Below are 19,191 nucleotides of genomic sequence, written 5' to 3'. Positions count from 1 at the left end.
CCCCCGCCTCTCTCCGTATCGGCCTGACGCGCTCACTTCCAGCGATCGAGCAGGCGGTTGGTCTCCGTGGTCAAAGCGGCCTGGAGGAACGGGCCGAAGGTGATGCGGGCGACGCCCTGATCGGCGAGTGCCGCCTTGTCGGCCTGATCCGGGAGCACGGTGGCGCTGATCGGCAGCGGCAGTTCGCCGGTCAGGCGGCGCATGTCGGCCTCGGCGTGGCGGCCCACCGGGAACAGCACGTCGGCGCCGGCCTCGGCGGCTAGCTTCAGGCGTTCGATGGCACGGTCGACGCGGTCGGCGTCGTCGCCGTCTTTGCGCAGGAACAGATCGGTGCGCGCGTTGATCACCACGTGCACGCCCGCGGTGTCGGCGGACTCGCGCAACCGGTGCACCAGGTCGGCATGCTCCTGCGCGGTGCGCAGCCGCTTGCCCTCGCTGTGCACGGTGTCCTCGATATTGAGTCCGATCGCGCCCGCCTCGAGCAGCCCCTCGATCAGCCGCGCCGGCTCCAGCCCGTACCCCGACTCGATGTCGACCGACACCGGCACATCCACCGCCGCCGTGATCTGCCGTACCCGGGTCATCGACTCGTCGAAGGTCATCCCTTCCCCGTCGGCGCGCCCGATCGAATCGGCCAGCGGATGACTGCCGACCGTCAATGCCGAAAAACCAGCCTCCACGGCGACTTTCGCGGACCAGGCATCCCATACCGTCGGGAATACTCCCGGATCCCCCGGCACGTGCAATCCGAGAAACGTCGTGGCCTTGTTCTCCAGAGAAGTCATACCGACGATCTTGCCCGCCGCATGCCCTCGAGCACACATGAGGCGCGCCACCCCATTACTTACCCGCGGCGGGCAGTGAGGACCGCGTCGTAGAGCTCGCGACGGGAAACGGCGTGCACGGCGGCGACTTCGGCGCAGGCGTCCTTGAGGCGGAGGCCGGTGGCGATGAGGGATTCGACCACGTCGACCAGGTCGGTGGGGTCGGCGGAAGCCGGCGCAGCGCCCGCCAGGACCACGGTGATCTCCCCGCGCGCTCCCTCGACCGCCCAGGCCGCGAGTTCGGCGAGGGTGCCGCGAACCACTTCCTCGTACGTCTTGGTCAGCTCCCGGCAGACGGCCACGCGACGATCCGGTCCGAGGATCTCGACCGCGTCGGCCAGGCAGTCGGCGAGGCGGTGCGGCGCCTCGAAGAAGACACAGGCACGCGGCTCGGCGGCCAGGGTGCGCAACCATTCCCGGCGCTGGCCGGATTTGCGTGGCGCGAATCCGTCGAAGCAGAACCGTTCCACCGGCAGGGCCGACAAGGCCAGCGCCGTGGTCACCGCCGAGGGGCCGGGCAGACACGTCACCGGAAGGTCGCGCTCGACGCAGGCCGCGACCATCCGATAGCCGGGGTCACTGACCGACGGCATGCCGGCGTCGGTCACCAGCAGCACCGTACGCCCGGCCGCGATCTCGTCGAGCAGCATCGGGATCCGCGCCGTCTCCACGTGGTCGTAGAAGCTGACCACCCGCCCGGTGATCTCCACGCCGAGCGCCTTGGCCAGCGACCTGGTACGACGGGTGTCTTCGGCGGCCACGACATCGGCCGTCGCCAGCACCTCACGCAGGCGCTGCGAGGCATCCCCGACATCACCCATCGGTGTCGCCGCGAGTACCAGCCTGCCCTGCGTCACCTTGTCTCCCCCGCCTCTCCGAGTATTCAGGCCGTACCAGTTGGGTGACGCAGGATTACGCTCAGGTCCTGCGTCGGGTTCCGCTCGAGTTCTGGGCGTACCCGGGTGAGTTACCCATGTTCTCACGAAATCATTTGGTCACGTATTCCGGCGTCGGCGAGGATTCCGGGTATGCCTCAGGTCTATCCCTGGGCGGGTGAGATTTGTCCGTGTCCGCGGGGTCCGCAGATACGATCGGGGCGTGGCCCCAGGTGGCCGACCAGCGTGCGACCGCGACGCAGCTCCACGCGCCAGCCCGGGCGACCACGGAACATGTATGCGTCCGAGACGAATCTCACTCACCCCCGCAGCAGACCCGAAGTCTGCCTCCGGAACCCGGAGCACGCAGCCACTGATTGCGCCGCACGCAACACCTGATCTCGCAAGTACATAGGTAACTCACCGGGTACGCCCAGAACCCGAGCGATCCCGAACGCAGCACCTGAACGCAAATCCCTCGGCACCCAACTGGTACGGCCTGAAGACCGGGAGAGGCGGGGGAGCATACGATCGGGGCGTGACTCAGGTGACCGACCAGCGTGCGACCGCACGGTTCGGGACCGCGCCCTCCTGGTCGAGTCCGGCGCCGCTGCGGCCCATGCCCGACTTCGGGCCGACCGACCGGTTGCGGGGGTGGCTGGTGACGGCGTTCCTCACCGCGATCGCGGCGGTGACGCGGTTCACGATGCTCAACTATCCGACCGACGCGGGCACCCCCGTGTTCGACGAGAAGCACTACGCCCCGCAGGCCTGGCAGATGCTCACCGGCGGCTGGGTGGAGGACAATCCCGGCTACGGGCTGGTGGTGCACCCGCCGGTCGGCAAACAGCTCATCGCGATCGGCGAGGCGATGTTCGGCTACAACGGCTGGGGCTGGCGCTTCACCGCCGCCGTCGCCGGAACAGTGCTGGTGCTGCTGGTGATCCGGATCGTGCGCCGGATGGCGCGCTCCACCCTGATCGGCGCGATCGCGGGCATCCTGCTGATCGCCGACGGGCTCACCTTCGTCTCGTCGCGCATCGGCATGCTCGACATCTTCATGGCGCTGTTCGTGACCGCCGCCTTCGGCTGTCTCATCGTCGACCGCGACGAGGTCCGCAACCGGATCGCCCGGGCGGACGCCGAGGGCCGGATCGGCCTGACGGACTGGGGACCGCGGCTCGGCGTGCGCTGGTGGCGCTTCGGTGCGGGCGTGCTGCTCGGGCTGGCCTGCGGAACCAAGTGGTCCGGCATCTATTTCATCGCCGCCTTCGGCCTGCTGAGCGTCTACTTCGATCTCTCGGCGCGGCGGGCCTACGGAGTTCGCCGCCCCTGGCTCGGCGTCGCCGTGCGCGATATCGGCCCAGCGCTGTCCGCGCTGGTGCTCGTGCCGCTCGGGGTCTACCTGGCCGGCTACTGGGCCTGGTTCGCCAGCGAGACCGGCGTGTATCGGTACATGCCGGGCAATCCATCGGCTCCGACGGACTCGATCGGCACCGGCGGATTCTGGTCGCACGTGGTGCCGGGCGCCTTGCGTTCGCTGTGGTACTTCAACGCCAGATCGCTGGAATTCCACACCGAGCTAACCAACTCGGCGGGCAACCATCACCCCTGGGAGTCCAAGCCCTGGACCTGGCCGATGGGCCTGCGCCCGATGCTGTACTACTACGCCGACAGCGGTGTCACCGGCTGTGGCCAGACCCAGTGCGTGAAGGCCGTGATGCTGATCGGGACGCCCGCCCTCTGGTGGATCGCGGTTCCGGTGCTGGCGTGGATGCTGTGGCGCGCCGTGGTCCGCCGCGACTGGCGCTACGGCGCGGTGCTGGTCGCCTACGGCGCCGCACTGCTGCCCTGGTTCGCGACGCTCGACCGGCAGATGTACTACTTCTACGCCGTCCCGATGGCTCCGTTCCTGGTGATGGGCGTGGCGCTGGTGCTCGGCGACATCCTGGGCCCGGCGCGCCCGAGCCCGATACCGCGCAGCCCCGCGGGGACCTACCTGTCGGCTCCGCCCAGCGAACGGCGCAGCCTCGGCCTGCTCGCGGTATGCCTGTATCTCGGGCTGGTGATCGCCAACTTCATCTGGCTCTGGCCCATCCTCACCGCCCTGCCGATCACACCGGGCAACTGGCACGACCACCTCTGGCTACCCAGCTGGCGATAGTGTTCAGCAGCGCCTGCGGCGCTGCGTGTTCGCGGCATGCTCGGTCTCGCTTCGCTCGAAAGCGGGAGTTGGGCCGATGTGGCTGATCGCTGGTTGTTCAGCTTTCCAGCGCCGCCCGCACGTAGCGCAGCGCCGCGGCGTCGTCCAACCCCAATCTGCGCACCGTCGCGACGTACGCGGTGGCCGCCCGTCCTGCCACGTCCCGCGTCGGGTCACCCGACGACGCGATGAACGACCCCTGTCTCCCCCGGGTCTCGACCACTCCGTCGGCTTCCAGCTCACGGTAGGCCCGGGCCACCGTGTTCGGGGCGAGACCGAGCTGGGCGGCCAGCGCCCGGACGGTCGGGATCTTGGTTCCGGCCGTCAGCTCGCCGGACCGCACCTGGGCGATGATGCCGAGGCGCAGCTGCTCGTAGGGCGGCACGGCCGACTCGTGCGACACCGTGATGGTGAACATCGCGGGCTCACACGTCGTCTCGGGACAGCGGACAGGACAGGCAGCGGGGTCCACCGCGGCCGGAACCCAATTCCGAACCGGGGATGCGCAGCACCTCGATGCCCGCGTCCTCCAGTCTGGCGTTGGTCATCTCGTTGCGCTCGTAGGCCACCACCACGCCGGGGGCCAGGGCGAGGGTGTTGTTGCCGTCGTCCCATTGCTCACGTTCGGCGGTGACGCCGTCGAGCCCGGTGTCGATCACCCGCAGCTTGCCGATGCCCATCGCGTCGGCGGCCGCGGGCAGGAACGGGTCGGGACCGCGCATGGCGACCCGGCCGCCCCCCTGCCGTCCGCCGTAGTCGTCCTCCTTGTGAATCGTGAACGCGCACAGCGAGTCCCGCACCGCCGGGTACATCACGACGGCGTCGGCGTCGACCATGGTGCACACCGTGTCCAGGTGCATGGTCGCGCGGGTCTGCGCGATCGGCACCACCAGCACGGTGTGCGCGAGGTCGTCGTCGAACAGGCTGCGGGCCAACGCTTCCGCCCCCGCGGGCGAGGTGCGCTCCCCGACGCCCACCGCGACGACGCCGTCGGACAGCAACAACACGTCACCGCCCTCGATCGGAGCGGTGTGCGATTCGTAGGCACGCCGGACCCCGAGGAAGCGGGGGTGGAAGGCGTAGATGAGATCGGTCAGCGAGGTCTCGCGATGCCGGGCCGGCAGTGCGAGCGAGGTGATCGCGACCCGCGGACCGACCCAGAACGAGGAATCCCTGGTGAACAGCAGATTGGGCAGCGGATCGATGACGAAGTCCGCGCCGTGGTGCATGCGGCGGACCAGGGAGGCGGCGTCCGGTCCGAACGGCAATTCGTCGAACGTCATGCCCGCCATCAGGATCTCGGCCAGTTCCCTGGCCGGGACCCCGCGCAGGAAGGCGGCCAGCTCGTCGGCCAGCGTGTGCCCGAGCCTGCGCGCGTCGACCGCGGCCGAGATGCCCTGGATGCGGGCGGCGCCGCTGACCGCGAGCGTCTCGGCGAGCAGGTCCGCCAGCTTCAGCACCTCGGTGCCGCGTTCGCGCAGGACGTCGGCGAAGGTGTCGTGCTCCTGCTGCGCGCGTTCCACCCAGGGAATGCCGTCGAACAGCAGTTGATCGTTGTTGCGCGGCGTCAGCCTGCGCAGCTCGTTGCCGGGCCGGTGCAGCAGCACCGTACGCAACGAACCCACTTCGGAGGTCACCGCGAGGCGCGCATCGTCCTGCTCGGGTCCCTGCGGGCCCTGGCCCTCGCGCCGCGCGGACACAGCATCTGCTCCCATGATCAGACCGTAGTTCGCCGCGGCCCGGAGAGCACGCAATTGCTGCGTGTGCTGATCACCCGTGCTGCCGAATCCGCCTCCGGCTCCACGTAACCTGAAGTATTGTTGAGGTGACTGGAGGAGTGTGCATGTCGACAGCCGATTGGCGAGCGAAAGAGCTGACCCCCGGCCAGCTCTCCGAGCGTAGTGGAGTCGCGGTCTCCGCGTTGCACTTCTACGAACGCGAAGGTCTCATCACCAGCAGACGCACCAGCGGCAACCAACGGAGGTACGCTCGCGAGACGCTGCGCCGGGTCGCCTTCATCCGCATCTCGCAGCGCGTCGGCATACCGCTGAGCGAGATCCGGGCCGCCCTCGATCAGCTGCCCGAAGGCCGCACCCCCACCCGGCGCGACTGGGAGACCCTGTCGACCGCCTGGCGTGCCGATCTCGACGACCGGATCACCCAACTGGTTCGCCTACGCGACAACCTCACCGGCTGCATCGGCTGCGGCTGCCTGTCGCTTGGCAGCTGCCGTCTGGTCAACGAGCACGACCGGCTCGGCTCCGAAGGGCCGGGCGCGCGCGTCCTCGACGTGCACCTGAACTGCCCGTCGAAACCGGCGGCCTGCTGAACCGCGATCGGCCGTGCACACCGTGACGGCTAGCGGCCGAGCACCGCGAGCATGCCCGCCACCGCCCGCGGCCAGGTGAACTGCTCGGCGCGGCTGCGCGCGGCCCTGCGCCGCCCGGCCCGCGGCATCGCCAGCACGTCGGTGACCGCCTGCGCGAACGCGGACGGATGGTCGGCGGCGACCGCGCCGCAGTCGGCGGTCACGATGTCGGCCAGCGCCGAGGACCGGCTCGCCACCACCGGCGTGCCCGCCGCGAGCGCCTCCAGCGCGGCCAGCCCGAACGTCTCGTGCGGACCCGGCGCCAGCGAGACATCCGCGGTGGCTAGCAGTTTCGCGACCATCGCCCGGTCGGAGATGAAACCGGTGAAATGCACGGCGGGCACCCCACCCGGCAGCGCGGGCAGCGCCCGTGCCCGCCGCTGCAAGGCATCCCGCCGCGGACCGTCTCCCGCGACCACCAACCGTGCCTCGATGCCCGCTTCGCGCAGCGCGCCGACCGCCTCGATGCTGCGATCCACCCGCTTCTCCACCGACAACCGGCCGCAGTGCACCAGCAGCGGATGTCCCGGCACCCCGAGATCGGCACGCAGCCTGCGGTCACGCCGCCGCGGGCTGAACAACTCCAGATCCACCCCCAGCGGGACCAGCTCCACGTTCGAAGCGCCGATCCGCAGGAATTCCTCGCGGGCAAATCGCGTCGTGCACACGACGATGTCGTATTCGCTGGCGGTATGCCGGTTGGCCACGTCCGCGCAGCGCCGCGCTACCGGACCGGGCAGCACCTGGCCGAGCAGCCGGTCGAGGCGCTCGTGCGAGATCATCACGCCGGTCACGTCGCGCCGCCGCGCCCAGCGACCGAATCCGCGCAACGTCAGCCGATCCGACACCTCCAGCACGTCGGGCCGCAACCCGGCCAGAACGTCGGCCACCCGGCGCGGGTCCGCGGCCCGGTAGCCGCCGGTCCACGGAATAGCCAAGGCGGGCAGCGTGATCCGCACGACCCCGGTGGGCAGGATCTCTTCCGACCGTCGCGGACCGGGCACGATCAGTACCACCTCATGCCCGGCGGCGGCATAGCCCTCGCCCAGGTGGTGCAGCGCGGTGCGCAGCCCACCCGAACGCGGGCCGTAGAAGTTCGCCAGCTGAACTATGCGCACGTCGCCGATCGTGCAGCGGATCGCGTTACCTGCGCCGAACGACACGTGAACAGCTGTGAAAGAACAGGAAACCAGCCGATTCGACCCGGGAATACGACCACGGCGTGCGGTCCGGTCAGTGCGCGGGCAGCCCGCGACCGGCTCGGGGCAGATCGAGGTCGAGCGGAATCCGGCCCGCCTCGAGATGCGATTCGACCTGTTCGGCCGGCATGGGTCGCGCGATCAGGAACCCTTGGGCGCGATAGCACCCGAGGCCGACCAGGGTGCGCGCGGCCACCGCCGTCTCGACGCCCTCGCCGACGACGCCCAACCCGAAGGAACCGGCCAGCCCGATGATGGATTTCACGATGGCCAGGTCGTCGGTGCTTGCGCCGAGGCGCTGGACGAAGCCGCGGTCGATCTTCACCGCGTCCACCGGCAGCGCTTTGAGATGCGACAGCGAGCTGTACCCGGTGCCGAAGTCGTCGATGGCGATCTGCACGCCCATCCGCTTCAGTCCACGCAAGGTGACCTGGGTCCTGGCCAGATCTTGGACCACGACGTGCTCGGTGATCTCCAGACACACCGAGCTTCCGTCGATGCCGAAAAGGCGCAGGATGTCTTCGATGCGCTCGACGAAATCGAGGCTGACCAGTTGCACCGGCGACACGTTGATCCGCATCACGACATTCCCCGCCATGCCGCGGCGACGCCACTCGGCGAATTGCGCACAGGCCGACCGGATCACCCAGCGCCCCAGCTCACCAGCCAGATTGGTGGCCTCTGCGACGGTGACGAACGCGGCGGGCGGCAACAACCCCCTGGTCGGATGCAACCAGCGCACCAGCGCCTCCAGCGCGACGATGCGGCCGGTGCGCAGATCGACTTCGGGCTGATAATGCAGCAGCAGCGAACCGTCCGACACCGCGCCGCGCAAATTGAGTTCCACATCGTCCTGGAGCTCGAATTGGGCGCGCATGGCGTCGGTGAACACCGCGACACCGTTGCCACCACCCGACTTCGCCGACAGCAGCGCGTGATCGGCGCGGCGCAGCACGTCCGCGACGGTGGTTTCACCGGGAATGCCGAGCGCGACTCCGACGCTGGCGCCCCGGCTGACGGACTCGCCGCCGACGGTGACACGCCGGGCGATCAACTGCTGGATGCGGTTGGCCTCGTACTCCGCGGCCACCGCGTCCATGGGTTTGGCGGGAACGATGACGAATTCGTCGCCGCCGAGCCGGGCGATCATGTCGTTCGGGTCCAGGTTCTCCCGCAACCGCGTCGACAGCGTGCGAATGAAGTTGTCCCCGGCGGTGTGACCGAGGAAATCGTTGAGTGCCTTCAGGCGATCCAAGTCGAGGAAAAACGCGGCCACCGGACCTGGACTGCCCGCGCCTAGTCGTTCTTCCATGTGCTCGAGCAGCGCGCGTCGATTCGCCAGACCGGTCAAATCGTCGTGCAGCGCGATATATCGGAGCCGTTCCTCCGCTACGACCCGCGCCTGCAATTGCGCGAAGAGCGCCGCGATGGCCTTCAGCACGTTGAGCTCGCGATTGCTCCATTCTCGATCACCCGCTTTGACGAACCCGAGCGCGCCGGTCGGCTCGCCCCGGGACAGCAGCGGCACGGCGGCCGAGGTGACTCCCGCGATGCCGGAGGCCCGGCGGACGGTCTCCTGGTAATCGGCGAACTGCGCGGTCGGACGCGCGACCAAGGGCTCGGTCGCGTTTTCCAGCGCACGGAATACGGGGTCGGCGCTCTCGAAATAGATCACGCCGAGCGGGTCGGGGTCCGGTACGTTCTGCCGGTGCGGCCACTCCGCGATGAGTACGGTTGCTCGACGTTCGCGGTCGGTGTGTCGCACATAGCTGAAGTCCACGTCGAAGTACTCGACCAATTGAGCGAGCACACGCTCGGTGGCGGCGACCATCGTCGTGGCGTCCACACCCATGAGCTCGGAGGCGACCTGAGTCACCAATGAGTCGAGTGTCCGCCGTGGCACATTGTCTCCGATCGCGCTAACTACTGGCGTCCACGCCGAGCACCGGACGCCGCCGGCTGCGTACGGTGGCGGCGGAGGCATAGCTCAGGCGAAGCACCAACGCCATGGTCTCATGCTCGGGCACTTCCAGCAGGTTCAGGAAACGACCTTGAAGTGACGCTAGTGTATCCGCGAAGTCGGGGGAAATCGCGGTAAGTTCGCCCGGGCGTCGGGCGTACAGGTATACCGGCGAAATCGGTTGCACACACAATCCGAGGCGCTCGGCCTGCACCCAAACCTGCGCGACCGCCGCCCCCGCCTCGGCGTAGTCGCTCAAATCGGGGTCGTTGCCGTCGAATGTCACGGCCAAAATGGCGGAGCTGGATCGCACGCGGTCGGCGGTGTATTTCCCCAGAGCCGCACCCCCGGACCAGGAGCGCAACTGTGCCATGACATCGGCGCGCGTGACGATCTCGAACGCCGCCCACTCGTCATCGGTGAGTTCGAGGCTGCGCGCATCGATCCCGGTGTCCGGATCGTCGTCCGGCCACCGAACTTCGGCAAGCATTTCCTCGTATAACCGGGGCGTGAGATAGCGGATTCGATCGGAATCGCCCAGCAAACGGGCAGCTTCTTCGATTCCCAGCCGGTCCACCACCGCGCGCAGATGCGCACCGGCCGATTCGGCGACCGCCGCAAGGGAATCCAGCACCCCGTCGGCCAGCGGGGCGCCGGTACCGACCCGGCGATTGGTCGCGCGGCGCAGCACGGCCGGATAGTCGGCGGCGAGCGCCGGATTGCGTTCACCGCCCAGCCGCAGCCGCGCGACAAGCTCGCCGGACCCCGCGGCGCCCTCGCTGAACTCGTATGGGCCGAGAATGCCGTGCGCGGCCGCGGCCACCCGCGCGTTGTACAAGGCTGCGCCGAGCGCGACGGCGCTGCCGCGGTAGCCGACATCCATCGCGGAGCTGCACTCCGGAGCCAGCTCGATGTGTATGTCGCCGGACCCGGCGCGCAGCGTCCACGGCTGCATGTTTCCCCCGGAGGGCGCCCGCTGCGCGCAGGCCAGCACGCTGTCAACAGGCCCGGCGGCCGATTCCGGCGCGACCTCGGCCCAGATCGGTTCGTCGGTCGGCGGCGGGTCGGCCAGCTCGTCGAGATGCCGTTCCACGTCCACCCGGACTCGGCCGGAATCCAGCTTCATACCAAGGCCGATCCGCCGCACGGCGGCGACCACACTCGCGGCCCCGAGGGTGACGTCGCCGCCCAACTGCGGCCAGCTGGTCACCGTCTCCCCGACTTCGACCATGCTGGCACCCAGCCGCGGCGACAGCCCGGCGGCGCCGAGCAGCTTCACCACGAACGGCGCCTTCTCCCTCGGCGTCAACCCGCGCAGATCTGCTGCGCGAATGTCGCCGAGCAGCCCGTGGAATGCCGGACGCTGGGGTTCGAGATCGAAACGCTCGACATCCAGCAAACCACGGTCGCTGGTCTCCATGAGCAATGGAATGCCGTGCCGAGCAGCCGCCTCGCGGACCACCAGCTTCATATCGAGCGAATCACATTCCTCGACGACGACGGACAGGCCGTCCAGGAAAGCGTCCACCGAATTCTCGTCGACTCCGGCGGCGAAGATCTCCACCGGCAGATAGGGATCCAGTTCTGCAATACGCCGCGCCGTCACGACCGCTTTGTTGACGCCTATGTCGAACAGCGTTCCCGGAACGCGGTTGAGATTGGACAACTCGATTTCGTCCAGATCGGCCAAACGCAGCCCGCCACAAATGCCTTCGAGTGCGAGCAGATGCGCGATCGCGTGTCCGGCGCTTTGCCCGATGATCCCGATCGTGCTTTCGGCAAGACGATCCTGTTCGGCTCTGGTGAGTTTGTTCCGATTGCGATCCAGCCGAATCATTCGTAATGTCCGCGGGCCGGGCAATCCGATCACGGCGGCGCGCCACGGAAAGTGGATCCACCGGTCCGCCTCGAGGCCCTCCGAGATATCCGGGGCGGCAACCATTTTTCCGAGCTCGGCACGCAGCGACCCACGCAGGTCGGTGAATTCGATGCGCGGATCGTCGCGCAGCGTGGCGAGCGTTCGAGCATCGCACGGATCGGCGCCGTCCAGGATCAGTGGCCGGTGCGGCGCCATTCGGCTCGGGTCACCACCCATGTCGGCGCCGATCCCCGGTTCCCCGGACGCGCCCACACAGGCCATCGGGTGGTCGGGCAGCCGGTATGCCGAGCGCCTTCTGCTCGACCCGAACCAGGGACCGCTGCAATTCCTCGGCAAATGCCGAGTAGGACCGGGTATCCCACCACAGCGGCACGGTCCGGTAGCGCTCGTCCGGGTACGGAACCGCCGGGATCCCCTCGGCGGGCACCGCGCCGCAGGACTGATGCCGGCCCACGGTGAACGACGCCACCGTGGCGAAACCGTAACGCGCGCCGAGCAGGCGAGCCGCGTGCAGCACCGTGCGCGAGATGGCCGCGCTCAACTCGGCGCGGTTGGGCGCGGCACGAGCGACCCACGCACCCTTGGCCTCGACCACACCCTCCGGTATCCGATCGGCAATCATCCCGCGCAGCTCGTCCGCTCCAGGGTGACCCGCCCATTCGACCAGTGCGTGCGCCTGCCGCGCCGCGGTATACGGGCCTTGCATCCGCACGCCGGCGACCATCTCGCCACCCGCGTCGAGCGCCGCGAAGAACAGCGATGTCGATCGACCATCGGTGACCGACTCGTATTCGAGCGCCTGCTCGACTCCGAAGCGCTGGTAGACCTCCAGCGCACCGTCCAGGTACCGGTGCCAGAGCTCCGGCTGAACGCTCGGTTCGGCGACAAAGAACGCACACTCGGATTGCGCGTCGTAATACCGAAACCCTCCCCGCCCCAGGGAGTTCGTCGGCACGACTGCAATCAGATCCACAGCCATGTTGTTCCTACTCCATCGCCGCGCTGTTATGCGCGATAGCCCAGCCTCGTGCAGCACCCCACGGCCCATGAGCCGAGATGAAGTTGCCCAGGGCAGTATCCGTCATCCGACAGAAATTGACCAGCCGTCCGGCAAATCTTCCGAAAACTCTGCGGTACACATAATGTTTTCGCAGGTCAGACGCCCTGTGATCAATATCGGAAATAACGGGGAGACCAGTCGGTTCTGCTCCAGCTACCGCCCAGCAAGCTATACGAGGATGGCTATGAACAGTTCCACCGACTGCGGTCCGTGCCAGATCTCGATCTCTTCACGGTAGGCACGGGTGATCTCGGCCGACGCCGTCGCGTCGTCGACCTGCGCCCACACGTCCTCCACCGGATCGTGATAGTCGCCGTTCGGCGCGAAACGCGCGTAGACACCTTTCGGCACCCGTACCAGGACGTCGCCCACCGGCACGGCATCCGCGGAGGGGTACTCGAAGCACACCACCGCGTTGTAGTTGCCGGCCGGGTCCGGCACGTACACCGTGTACATCGGGCGATCCTCGCCCGCGCGGTCGCGCAGCCGGTCCTTGAGGAACTCGATCAGGTCGCTGTTGCTGACCTTGAAGCTCGGGCGCACCCGCGGGACCACCAACCCGCCGTAGATCGCCTCGGCGCGCACCACGATCGCATAGCTCATCGCGCTTCGACCGCCAGGTAGAGATCGATCTTGTAGGCGTGCGGATAGCACTCGAAATCGCCGGTATAGGTCCGTTTGATCTGGTTGTGCTCCTCGGCGTAGGCGATCTGCGTCCACAAGTCGGTCATCACCTGCGGGAAGTTACCGACCGAAGAGAACCGCGCATAGGCGCCGCGCGGCAGGCGTGCCACCAGGTGCCCGCGGGTGACGTCGTCGAAGGACGCGCACTGATAGCCGACGATCTGCGTGTTGTAGGTGCCGAGTTCACCGCTGTAATCGGTGTAGGCGCTGGCCAGCGGTCCGCCGAGTTCCTGATGCAGCACGGCCGCCCAGGCGGCCTCCAGGTCGCGGTCACGCAGTTCCCCGAGCGCACGCTTTGGGCTGCGCACCGGCAACCCGGCAACCCACGTCTCGTCCCGCTCGACGATTTCAAACTGCATGGAAGACTCTTTCGAATGAAGCCGGCGGTGAGCTACCCCGCATCCGGTCGGTCGGAACCGCCATGCTACCAACCCGGACCGGGTGGTACCGATCACATGTCCGGCTCGATATCCGTCCCGTCACGCCGCTGAACTGGACAGATGTCCGACGGCGTCGGTCCGGATGGGACGGATCGGCTATGAACAACCGATTTGATGCATAGTGGGCATGATCGTCCGGTTCGCCGAACCTACGGCACCACCGAACGGAGTTCTGATGAACAACAGCTCGATCTCCGGCCGCGTGTGCCGCAGCATCGCCGAACTCGACGCCGCGGTCGCGGACTGCTTCGCCTGCCCACGCCTGGTCGCCTGGCGCGAACTCGCGGCCGAGCAGAAGCGCCCCGCCTTTCGCGACCAAACCTATTGGGGGCGTGCGGTCCCCGGATTCGGACCGGATGACGCGCGCATGCTCATCGTCGGCCTCGCGCCCGCAGCGCACGGCGGCAACCGGACCGGGCGCATGTTCACCGGCGATCGCAGCGGGGACGTGCTCTACGCCGCGCTGTACGCCGTGGGCTTGGCCAACCAGCCGACGTCGACGAGCATCGATGACAGCCTGCTGCTGACCGGCGTGCGGGTCACGGCGCCGGTGCACTGCGCACCGCCGGACAACAAGCCGACCCCGGCCGAACGCGACCGGTGCAGCCACTGGTTGGACACCGAAGTTCGCCTGCTGACCCCGACCTTGCGCTCGGTGGTGGTGCTCGGCGCGTTCGGCTGGCAGGCGCTGTTCCCGGTGCTGGCACGGGCGGGCTGGGTCGTGCCGCGCCCGCGACCGAAATTCGGCCACGGCGCACACGTGGAACTGGCCGCGGCCGACGTGGAACGGACGCCGCTGCAACTGTTCGGCTGCTATCACGTGAGCCAGCAGAACACCTTCACCGGACGACTCACCCCGGCCATGCTCGAGGCGGTGCTCGGCGACGCGGCCGCGGCCGCCGGCATCCGATCAGCGGCGGCCGCTCCGCGCGAGTGAGCCGGTCCGGACCGGTGGTTCAGTGACTCACGACCGCACCCGCTGACGCTCGCTCACACGTGGTCGACCAGGGCAGGGTGACCTGCCTCGTGAGCGCAGTGCGCGCAGCAGAAGTAGTCACCGCGCGCCTCGACGCCGTGCCCCAGGATTCGGCACGAACAGTGCGTGCACGTCGGGGCCATCGCGTTGATCGCGCATTCGAAGCTGTCGAAGATGGCGGATTCACCGTCCCGGGTGATGGTGAATGTCTTGTCGTACTCGTTACCGCAGGTCGCGCAGGTGGCCATGGGATATCACCGGTCCTCTCGAGTCGATGGACAGCTCGTCGAGATTCGCGGTACCCGCAAGAGACGACGCAAAACGGAGCGCGGCAGGCAGACCCTGGGATGCGGTGGTCCCTGGTTCGGAGACTTCAGGCCAGGCGTAGCGCTTGCACGGGGCAGCTGTCCACGACGAGCTCGAGCAGCTCGGGCTCCGCGGCGGCCGTGTCGGCGACCGGCGCGGCAATTCCGTCGGCACCGACGCGGAAGAAGTCGGGCGCCAGCGCTTCGCACATGCCATGGCCCGCACAGACGGTGCGGTCGGCGATGATCCTCATCGGCCGATCCGCTCCAGCCGGATCGGTAGGCCGTCGACCGGCACGGGGCCGGTCCCAGCGACCAGCGGCACCCGGTAACCGTCCGGGACAGTCCAGCGGTATCGCAACAGCATTTGGTGCACAAGGGCTTTCACCGTCATACCGCCGAAGTAGAGTCCGATGCACTTGTGCGCGCCGCCGCCGAACGGCGCCCATGCGAAACGATGGGACTTGTCTTCGCGGCGGTGGTCGGCGAAACGCTCCGGGTCGAACTCGTCGGCATCATGCCAGTACTCCTCGGTGCGCATGATGGCGTAGGTGCCGCACAGGACGAGCGTCCCTTTCGGGACGTAGTAGCCGAGGATGTCGGTGCCGGTGACCGTCTCGCGGATCTGCTGGGCCACCGGCGAATAGATCCGCAACGCCTCCTTGAACGCGAGATCGAGCGAGGGCAACCGGTCGAGATCGTCGTAGCCGAGCGCGGGCTTGCCCAGCGCGACGGATTCGGCGCGCAGCCGCTGCTGCCATTCCGGATGTCTGCCGAGTTCGTAGACCAGCATGGACGCGGCGATGGTGCTGGTGTCGTGGGCGGCCATCATCACGAAGATCATGTGCTCGACCACCTCGGCGTCGGTGAAGGTCTCGCCGTCCTCGGTGCTCGCCCGGCACAGCACACTGAACAAGTCGTTGCCGTTGCCCGCCCGTTTGGCGGGCAACGCGCGGCGGAAGTGCTCCTCGAGAACCCGCCGCCCGCGCAAGCCGCGGGCCCACACCCCACCAGGGACGTTGGTCCGGATCAGCGCCGCCCCACCGCGCACCGCGTCCTCGAAGGCACGCTCGAGCCGGGCGGCCTCCGCACCGAGTTCGGCGCCCGCGAAGACCTCGGTGGCCTGCTGGAGCAGCAGTTTCTTGATCGCGCGGTAGACGCGGAAGTCCGCACCCGGCCGCCAGTCCGCGATGCCGCGGGTGATCCGCGGCGTGCTCAGGTCCAAATAGCCGATCAATCGCGGCCGGGTGAATGCCTGCTGCATGATGCGCCGATGGAACAGGTGCTCGTCGAAATCGCGCAGCAGCAGCCCGCCGCGAAAGAACGGGCCGATCAGGAATTCCCAGCCGCGCTGGGCCGACAGCGCCTTGTTCCGGTCCAGCATCACCGCCTCCAGCGCCTCCGGGCCGGCGATCCCGACCATGCGGCGCCCGAGCAGGCCGAACCATTGGATCGGACCGAATTTTTCCGATCTCGTCCGCGCGAACTGGATCGGGTCGGCCAACGCCTGCAAGGTGTAGCCGATTCCAGGCAGTCCGAAGTCGCCGGGCACCGGTTTCAGTCCGCTGCCCGGCGGCGGATCGGCCAGCGGCCGGACCGGGGCTGGATAACGTTCGGTGAGCCGCGCGGCCGCCCGCTGCGCATGCCAGGCCCACGTGGCCCGCGCCTGGCGGACCGTACCGGAGACCTCGTTGATCGATTGGGGCACAAGCAGACTCATGGCCGTCATCCCTTCGCGACACTGCGACGGTTCGACCATATAGGAAACAGCGGTCTCGGCGTCCTCGGGCGAGCGCCGCGAGGACCGGCACAGGCGGCCGCTCGACGCTGCTCGCCTCACCGAGCGGCCGGATCCTTCTGCACCAGCTTCGTGATCAGCTGCGACATCAGTGGTTCCCGCAAACCCGGTAGGCCGTCGAAATCCCCCGCGACGATTCGATTGGTCGCCAGCGTGACGACCGCGCCGATCACCGCCTCGGCCATCACACGCTGATCCGGCAGGCTCGCGCCGAGTGCCGCGGCGAACCCATCCACCAAACCGGCCTGTGTCGCCAGTCGCTGCTGGAGCACCGCCGTTCCCGCCGCGTACACCTCCACCAGGAAAACCTTCGCGACCTCGGGTTCTTGCGCGAGCGTCGAGAAGTATGCGTCCAAAGCGCGGTCGATGCGTTCCAGCACGGGACCGTCGGCCGTGAGCGCAGTCCCGATCCGGGTCATCACGATCTCCACGGCCATGTCGTATGCGGCGAGAAAGCATGCTTCCTTGTTCGCGAAATGCTGGTAGAACGTCATCCGCGAGACGCAGGCACGGACGAGCACGTCCGCGACCGTCACCGCGGCATACCCTTTCTGCGCGGCGGCTTCGATCATCCCCACCACCATGCGGGCCCGCTGCGCAGCGACCACCTCTTCCGGCGCGATCCCATGGTTACCGCCGTGCAGCTTCCCGCCGGCCCGCGCCTTCAGCAATGATCCTGGCTCCACATTCCGATGCTAAGCATTCACGCGGCCGATCGGGCCCGCGAATACACCGGCCAACGCCGGTTCGCACGGAATTCGGACCGCGCCGAGCCGAGCGATGTCCGAGACCGGTTCGGCCGCGGTTCGGCGTGACCGCTCCTGGAATCGGAGTGGTCACGCTCAACTGCTCATTCGTCGCCGCGTGTCAGACGAGCTCGCTGCGGTATTTCGCGGCGAGTTGCCGCGCCTTTTCCCGCTGTTGCGACTCCTCGGCCTCGGTCAGCGGGGGCGGGGTGTCGGTAGGGCTATCGAGCACAGCGCCGATTTCTGCGAAGTACTCTTCCTGGCCCGCTGGTGTGCACATGCACAGCATGCGTGCGGGCACGTCCGAGACGTTGCGGAAGAAGTGCGGCGCGTTGGCCGGAATGTTCACCGTCGCACCGGCTACCACGTCGATATCCGTGCCACGGAAGGTGAAGCGGATGCGCCCCTCCACAACGGTGAACATTTCCTCGAAATCGTGCCGATGCGGGGGTGGACCGCCGCCCGGCGGCACCCTCATATCAATGAGGGTGTAGCGGCCGTTCGTGGCGGAGCCAGGAATCAGGATGGTGTAGATATTGCCCACCCTGATTGTCGCGGCGACCAACCAGCGGATACGCCGCGACAGCACCGCCCGCCGCGCCGCCGACGCACCGGTCGACGTCACCCCCGACGGCATCCCCAGCGCCGCCGACATCAGCAGCACGCCTCCGCGTCCGCGGCAGGACAACACGCCGGATCCACCGCAAGCACCAGCCCCAGCAGGTCCCCTAGTGCGGCCGCGATGCGCGCATCGGCCAGCTCGTACCGGCTGCGCCGCCCTTCCGGAACCGCGACGACCAAGCCACAACCACGAAGACAGGCAAGGTGATTCGACAGAATCTGCCGCGACACTCCGATCCGCTCGGCCAGCTCCGACGGATAACCGGGACCTGCGCGCAGGCTCAGCAGGATCTGCGTCCGGGTGGGATCGGACAACGCATGCCCGAACCGAGCCAGCGCGTCACTGTGCAGCAACGTCTCCACCCACAGAACAATACACTGAAATCTGTATTCAGAAACCTCTGAACTACGCGAGCTTCGCCATCCGCTCGGGAGGGCCGCGAGCTACGGGTAGCTGTCCGTGCGGAAACGCCGGATCGGGATTACAGCATCCCCGCCGGGATGGCGGATATCAGTCCACCGTCGATGAGCAGATCCTGTCCGTTGACGTAGGACGCTTCATCGGAGGCGAGGAACGCTACTGCGGCGGCTATCTCGTCGGCCTCGCCGATGCGGCCTGCTGCGACCCCACTGCCAATGGCAGCCTGGGCCTCGGCGGAGATCTCGGCCCGGAACGCCGGCGTATCGACGTAGCCGGGGCTCACGGAGTTGACCCGGATTCCCCTGGGCGCGAGTTCGGCTGCGAGGGTCCGGGTCAGGTTGTGCACCGCCGCCTTGGTCGCCGAGTAGAGAGCGGCGGAGGGCATCCCCCGGTACAGCCCGAACGACGAGTTGATCACGATCGCGGCGTGGTTGGGCAGCAGCGGCAACGCCTTCTGGATGGTGAAGAACGCCGCTTTGAAGTTGATGTCCACGACGCGGTAGAACTCCGCTTCGGTGACCTCTTCGATGGGCTGGAACGCGCCGATCCCCGCATTGGCGAACACCACATCCAGCCGCCCGTACCGATCGTGAATGACTGTTGCCAGCTTGTCGAGATCGGCGAGACTCGCCGCATCACCGGGGATCCCGAGCACCCGATCGCCGAGTTCCTCGACGGCGGCATCGAGCCGGGTTTTGTCGCGCCCGGTGATGATGACCTGCGCGCCTTCGGTGAGCAACCGGTGCGCGGCGGCCAAACCCATGCCGCTGGAACCTCCGGTGATCAGTGCGATCTTGCCGTCGAATCGGAAGCTGTTGTACGTCATGGCCCC

General features: G+C 68.0%; 20 protein-coding genes. 3 read left to right on the top strand and 17 right to left on the bottom strand.

Annotated elements, in window-relative coordinates:
• Positions 1-32: 32 nt before the first annotated feature.
• Together AB0M45_RS15005 and rsmI are read right to left on the bottom strand one after the other, a co-directional pair.
• On the bottom strand, positions 33-785 hold the full coding sequence (locus AB0M45_RS15005; RefSeq protein WP_364328106.1) for an isocitrate lyase/phosphoenolpyruvate mutase family protein: 753 nt from the start codon (positions 783-785) through the stop codon (positions 33-35).
• Positions 786-844: 59 nt separating this feature from the next.
• Positions 845-1,681 (bottom strand): 16S rRNA (cytidine(1402)-2'-O)-methyltransferase, encoded by an 837-nt coding sequence (gene rsmI / locus AB0M45_RS15000; protein WP_364328103.1) that lies wholly within the window; start codon positions 1,679-1,681, stop codon positions 845-847.
• A 637-nt stretch (positions 1,682-2,318) separates the two neighbouring features.
• Between rsmI and AB0M45_RS14995 the strand changes: the two genes are divergently transcribed.
• Entirely contained in the window at positions 2,319-3,863 is a 1,545-nt protein-coding gene (locus tag AB0M45_RS14995) for a phospholipid carrier-dependent glycosyltransferase (protein WP_364328484.1), read from the top strand.
• A gap of 97 nt (positions 3,864-3,960) precedes the next feature.
• Here AB0M45_RS14995 and AB0M45_RS14990 read toward each other — a convergent pair whose 3' ends face one another.
• Together AB0M45_RS14990 and arcA are read right to left on the bottom strand one after the other, a co-directional pair.
• Positions 3,961-4,320, bottom strand: a complete 360-nt coding sequence (locus AB0M45_RS14990) for a GntR family transcriptional regulator (protein WP_364328100.1) — start codon at positions 4,318-4,320, stop codon at positions 3,961-3,963.
• 7 nt (positions 4,321-4,327) lie between these two features.
• On the bottom strand, positions 4,328-5,617 hold the full coding sequence (gene arcA / locus AB0M45_RS14985) for an arginine deiminase (protein WP_364328097.1): 1,290 nt from the start codon (positions 5,615-5,617) through the stop codon (positions 4,328-4,330).
• Between the two features lie 128 nt (positions 5,618-5,745).
• Between arcA and soxR the strand changes: the two genes are divergently transcribed.
• On the top strand, positions 5,746-6,231 hold the full coding sequence (gene soxR, locus AB0M45_RS14980) for a redox-sensitive transcriptional activator SoxR (protein ID WP_195132043.1): 486 nt from the start codon (positions 5,746-5,748) through the stop codon (positions 6,229-6,231).
• A 29-nt stretch (positions 6,232-6,260) separates the two neighbouring features.
• Here soxR and AB0M45_RS14975 read toward each other — a convergent pair whose 3' ends face one another.
• From AB0M45_RS14975 to AB0M45_RS14950, 6 genes are all read right to left on the bottom strand, one after another.
• Entirely contained in the window at positions 6,261-7,388 is a 1,128-nt protein-coding gene (locus tag AB0M45_RS14975) for a glycosyltransferase (protein ID WP_364328093.1), read from the bottom strand.
• Between the two features lie 115 nt (positions 7,389-7,503).
• A complete protein-coding gene (locus AB0M45_RS14970) occupies positions 7,504-9,345 on the bottom strand; it encodes an EAL domain-containing protein (RefSeq protein WP_364328481.1) in 1,842 nt (613 codons plus the stop codon).
• A gap of 43 nt (positions 9,346-9,388) precedes the next feature.
• Positions 9,389-11,524: an Rv1355c family protein gene (locus tag AB0M45_RS14965; RefSeq protein WP_364328090.1), complete on the bottom strand. Its 2,136-nt coding sequence runs from the start codon at positions 11,522-11,524 to the stop codon at positions 9,389-9,391.
• Complete coding sequence (locus tag AB0M45_RS14960; protein WP_364328087.1) at positions 11,514-12,287, bottom strand: hypothetical protein; 774 nt, start codon at positions 12,285-12,287, stop codon at positions 11,514-11,516. Before AB0M45_RS14960 ends, AB0M45_RS14965 begins: the two co-directional genes overlap by 11 nt.
• A 249-nt stretch (positions 12,288-12,536) precedes the next feature.
• On the bottom strand, positions 12,537-12,971 hold the full coding sequence (locus AB0M45_RS14955; protein ID WP_364328084.1) for an effector binding domain-containing protein: 435 nt from the start codon (positions 12,969-12,971) through the stop codon (positions 12,537-12,539).
• The gene (locus AB0M45_RS14950) at positions 12,968-13,411 is read right to left on the bottom strand and encodes a GyrI-like domain-containing protein (RefSeq protein ID WP_040782680.1); all 444 of its coding nucleotides are present in this window, start codon (positions 13,409-13,411) and stop codon (positions 12,968-12,970) included. Before AB0M45_RS14950 ends, AB0M45_RS14955 begins: the two co-directional genes overlap by 4 nt.
• A 256-nt stretch (positions 13,412-13,667) precedes the next feature.
• On the opposite strand from AB0M45_RS14950, the gene AB0M45_RS14945 reads away from it, so the two are divergent.
• Positions 13,668-14,429 carry a uracil-DNA glycosylase gene (locus tag AB0M45_RS14945; RefSeq protein ID WP_364328081.1) on the top strand — a complete coding sequence of 254 codons (762 nt, stop codon included), beginning with the start codon at positions 13,668-13,670 and terminating at the stop codon, positions 14,427-14,429.
• Positions 14,430-14,482: 53 nt separating this feature from the next.
• Here AB0M45_RS14945 and AB0M45_RS14940 read toward each other — a convergent pair whose 3' ends face one another.
• From AB0M45_RS14940 to AB0M45_RS14910, 7 genes are all read right to left on the bottom strand, one after another.
• Positions 14,483-14,716 carry a hypothetical protein gene (locus AB0M45_RS14940; RefSeq protein ID WP_364328078.1) on the bottom strand — a complete coding sequence of 78 codons (234 nt, stop codon included), beginning with the start codon at positions 14,714-14,716 and terminating at the stop codon, positions 14,483-14,485.
• A gap of 125 nt (positions 14,717-14,841) precedes the next feature.
• Positions 14,842-15,027, bottom strand: coding sequence for a ferredoxin (locus AB0M45_RS14935; RefSeq protein WP_364328075.1), 186 nt, complete (start codon positions 15,025-15,027; stop codon positions 14,842-14,844).
• Positions 15,024-16,493, bottom strand: a complete 1,470-nt coding sequence (locus AB0M45_RS14930; RefSeq protein ID WP_364328072.1) for a cytochrome P450 — start codon at positions 16,491-16,493, stop codon at positions 15,024-15,026. The genes AB0M45_RS14935 and AB0M45_RS14930 overlap by 4 nt, the downstream gene beginning before the upstream one ends.
• A gap of 116 nt (positions 16,494-16,609) precedes the next feature.
• Positions 16,610-17,257, bottom strand: a complete 648-nt coding sequence (locus AB0M45_RS14925) for a TetR/AcrR family transcriptional regulator (RefSeq protein ID WP_364328069.1) — start codon at positions 17,255-17,257, stop codon at positions 16,610-16,612.
• A gap of 181 nt (positions 17,258-17,438) precedes the next feature.
• The gene (locus AB0M45_RS14920; RefSeq protein ID WP_364328066.1) at positions 17,439-17,972 is read right to left on the bottom strand and encodes a cupin domain-containing protein; all 534 of its coding nucleotides are present in this window, start codon (positions 17,970-17,972) and stop codon (positions 17,439-17,441) included.
• Positions 17,972-18,301, bottom strand: coding sequence for a metalloregulator ArsR/SmtB family transcription factor (locus AB0M45_RS14915; protein ID WP_364328063.1), 330 nt, complete (start codon positions 18,299-18,301; stop codon positions 17,972-17,974). The genes AB0M45_RS14920 and AB0M45_RS14915 overlap by 1 nt, the downstream gene beginning before the upstream one ends.
• Positions 18,302-18,420: 119 nt before the next feature.
• Positions 18,421-19,185 carry a glucose 1-dehydrogenase gene (locus tag AB0M45_RS14910; protein WP_364328060.1) on the bottom strand — a complete coding sequence of 255 codons (765 nt, stop codon included), beginning with the start codon at positions 19,183-19,185 and terminating at the stop codon, positions 18,421-18,423.
• Positions 19,186-19,191: the final 6 nt, after the last annotated feature.

The sequence above is a fragment of the Nocardia sp. NPDC051787 genome, from assembly GCF_040681325.1.
GTDB lineage: Bacteria > Actinomycetota > Actinomycetes > Mycobacteriales > Mycobacteriaceae > Nocardia.
This window is presented reverse-complemented; position numbering and strand designations above follow the sequence as displayed.